The organism is uncultured Proteiniphilum sp. (assembly GCF_937873925.1).
GTDB lineage: Bacteria > Bacteroidota > Bacteroidia > Bacteroidales > Dysgonomonadaceae > Proteiniphilum.
This window is the reverse complement of sequence record NZ_CALNAT010000249.1, coordinates 1-3,533: the sequence shown is the minus strand read 5'-3', so window position 1 is coordinate 3,533 and position 3,533 is coordinate 1. Positions and strand designations below refer to the sequence as shown.

Sequence of the window (3,533 nt, the reverse complement as noted above, 5' to 3'; positions counted from 1 at the left end):
TCCAAAAACATGCCCATGGGTGAAGGAGGAGCTATCATTAGCGACAACGATGAATTTATGGATCGCTGTTTCTCTTATCACAACTACGGTAATCCTTACGGCTCCACGGCCGGTCAAATAGGTGCCGGTACCGTGATGATCGGAACAAAACTACGCATAACCGAATATCAGGCGGCCATCGGGCTGGCACAGCTCGAACGTTTGGAAGAGCAGACCACAATAAGGAACCAAAATGCAGAATATCTTAAATCTCTGATCGGTAAAATCCCGGGCATCACACCCTATAAACTGTACAAGAATGTTACGAAAGCCGCTTTTCATCTGTTTCCGTTTTTGTATCATAAAGAAGAATTCAAAGAATTACCCCGGAACAAATTTATGGAAGCATTGCATGCCGAGGGTGTTCCCTGCTCCGGCGGATACACGGAATTAAACAGGATGCCTTATTTGAAGAATGCTTTTGAAAGCAAATATTACCGGAAATTCTATCCGGCTGAACGGCTGGATTACGGCAGATACGCTCACGAGAACAGGTGTCCGATGAACGAAAAATTATGCAACGAGCTGGCGGTCTGGATCCCGCAGAACATACTGCTGGGTTCCCGGTCGGACATGAAGAACATAGCATCCGCCATCGAAAAGGTATATCGCAATGCCGAACAGATAAAAAACAAACAACCATGAAAAAAATTGTATCGGCTATCGCCATCTTCCTGCTCCTGGCCCTGTACCTTTCATTCTTCCCCGAATCGGCTCGAGGCGTAAACCGTGTGCGGAACAACCCGGTAACGGAAAGACTGCAGGTCGCTGTCTTTGATATCGACATCACCCCTCCCGTCGGTTATAAAATGCCGTATGGAATTGTAGTAAATACGTGGGATCTGGGGCTCCGGGCAAAAGGAATCGTCCTGTCCGGAACGGGGGAACCGATCGTCCTGGTCTCCCTGGACTGGCTCGGCATCGCGAACGACTGCCACGACGAGTTCAGGCGGTCGCTTGCCCGGGCCGCGGGAACCACACCCGAACGGGTGGCCGTCCACGTGGTACACCAGCACGACGCCCCTTATCCCGATGATTATTTAAACGACAATTTTGCTTTATCCGTTATCCATCGTCTTGAGATGGCCGTAGTCAAATCTCTCGAAAATACCGTTCCGGTCACACATGTTGGTCTTGGGGAAGCGCAGGTGTATAAGGTGGCCTCCAACCGGCGGATTCTCGGATCCGACGGCAAGGTGAAAGCCATGCGCTGGACGGCATGCAAGGATTCCGCATTACGCGCCGAACCCGAAGGATTGATCGACCCCATACTGTCTGCAGTGAGCTTCTGGAACGAAGATAAACCGGTTGCCGTGCTGAACTTCTACGCCACCCATCCGCAAAGTTATTACGGCACCGGCGTGCCCAGTCCCGACTACCCCGGCATAGCCCGTTTTTACCGTCAGTTAGATATGCCGGACGCTCTGCAGGTTTATTTTACGGGCGCCGGCGCGAATGTGGGGGCAGGTAAATACAACGACGGTTCTCATGAAAACCGGGGTATTTTAGCCAGAAGGGTTGCCGACGGGATGAAACGGGCGTGGGAAAATACCAACCGAAGCCCTGTTACAATTTCCAACATTCACTGGAGTGTCGAACCTGTTTCTTTACCGCTGGACTCGGTAAAGGCAGGCAAGGTGCTTTGGGAACGGTACCGTAAGGGAAAAAAAGTCGATTTACAGTGCTTGACGGTCGGCGATAAAGCGCGTATTCTTTTTATGCCGGGAGAGTTGTTGGTCGAATATCAGATTGCAGCCAGGAAAATGTGCCCCGATCTGTTTTTAGCCATGGCGGCATACGGCGATCTGGGATTTGGGTATATTCCGCCGGCTGCGGCTTTTCCGCAAGGCGGCTATGAGGCGGATATCGCAAAAGTAACTCCCGAAGCTGAAAAAGTGCTTTTAAATGCAATTTCGAAATTATTGAATGATAAAAATTAAATCAAGTTATAATGAAAAATAGAATCTTATTTGTAGTTATTGTTTTGACCGTAGTTGCAATAAGCTCTTGTTTGAATGAAAGAGAGAAAGAGCGGCCAGCCGAAAAGAAAACGTTGATTGCTACCCGTTATTTTTCCGGTTTCGACCTGGCACACGACACCTACAATGCCATTTCCGCCGCCAGCGACGGCAAGATTTATTACGTGCTCTCCTCGCAACCCCACGATGTGGCGGGACAGGTTCACGTATACGACCCGCAAGCGGATACGACCCGGTTTCTTGCCGACTTGACGGAGATTTGCGGAGAGAAGGATAAAAAGGTCATAGCGCAGGGTAAGAGCCACGTCCGTTTTTACGAAAGCGACGGAAAACTGTATTTCTCGACCCATGTGGGCTACTATGAGATGATGGACGGAATGGAACGTCTGCCGGTAACTGCGCCGGAGGGATACGGGCTATACACGGGAGGACATTTCCTGTCATACGACCTGAACAGCGGAAAATTTGAAGACCTGGGACTGGCTCCACACGGAGAGGGCATTCTAACCATGACGATGGACACCGTCAGGAAACAGATCTATGCCATTACCTGGCCCGGGGGATATTTCTTGCACTACGATGTGGAAGCCGGTGAAATGAAAGATTCGGGACCGGTTTCCGCCAACGGAGAAGCAGGCCGGATAGGCGAAGATTACAGGGTGTTGTGTCGATCCATATTCGTCGACCCGCGCGACGGGCTGGTCTACTACTCCACCGCCGAAGGAGATATCATGTGTTACGATCCCGAGGGCGGTACGATTGAAAAATTGGAAGATGTGGACCTGCGGCTGGATTATTTCGGGAGTTATGATCCTGCCGACGCGGGAAGCATGGGCTACAACTGGCGGGCCGTCGTATGGTATCCGAAAGAGGAGGTGGCGTACGGAGTACACGGAAATTCAGGCTACCTGTTCAAGTTTGACCCGGAAGAAAGGAAAATAGAAATTGTGGACCGGATCACATCCGGACCCTCCCGGAAAAGCGGAATGTACGACCAGTTTAGTTACGGATACTTGGGATTCGATTTGGGAAATGATAAGGAAACCTTGTATTACCTGACGGGAGGACCTATTTATGAGGATGGAAAAAGAGTGAAAGGTCTGGACAAGATTTCAATGGGTGCCGCACGCGGAGTGGAAAATCTCCACCTGGTCACGTACCACATCCCTACCGGACAATACATCGACCATGGCCCCGTATTTTATGAGGACGGATCCCGGCCGACGTATGTGAACTCGATCGCTTTCGACAAAGACGGCAACGTCTATACCTTGGCAAGATTCGACCATGAAGATAAAGAAGTGGAGGATCTGGTGAAAATACCCGACCCGTTTAAATAACGAATAATGCTTTAAACAACGGTAGAGAAGACTACGAGAGGAAAGGCCTATTAAGTAAACTACAACCGATTATAAAAATATGATGAAACATTTTACTGCACTGGTATTACTTCTGTTCTTTTTTTTAGGGGTTCATTCCCAGGAGATCATCCCTTTTCCCAATCATTATGAACAA

The 3,533-nt window shown here is 49.6% G+C and carries 3 protein-coding genes; all 3 read left to right on the top strand.

Annotated elements, in window-relative coordinates:
• On the top strand, window positions 1–684 hold a 684-nt coding region (locus tag Q0502_RS17610), incomplete at its 5' end, for a DegT/DnrJ/EryC1/StrS family aminotransferase (protein WP_298653673.1).
• Window positions 681–1,979 (top strand): hypothetical protein, encoded by a 1,299-nt coding sequence (locus Q0502_RS17605; RefSeq protein ID WP_298653671.1) that lies wholly within the window; start codon window positions 681–683, stop codon window positions 1,977–1,979. The genes Q0502_RS17610 and Q0502_RS17605, both read left to right, overlap by 4 nt.
• An 11-nt stretch (window positions 1,980–1,990) precedes the next feature.
• Complete coding sequence (locus Q0502_RS17600) at window positions 1,991–3,358, top strand: hypothetical protein (RefSeq protein WP_298653669.1); 1,368 nt, start codon at window positions 1,991–1,993, stop codon at window positions 3,356–3,358.
• Window positions 3,359–3,533: the final 175 nt, after the last annotated feature.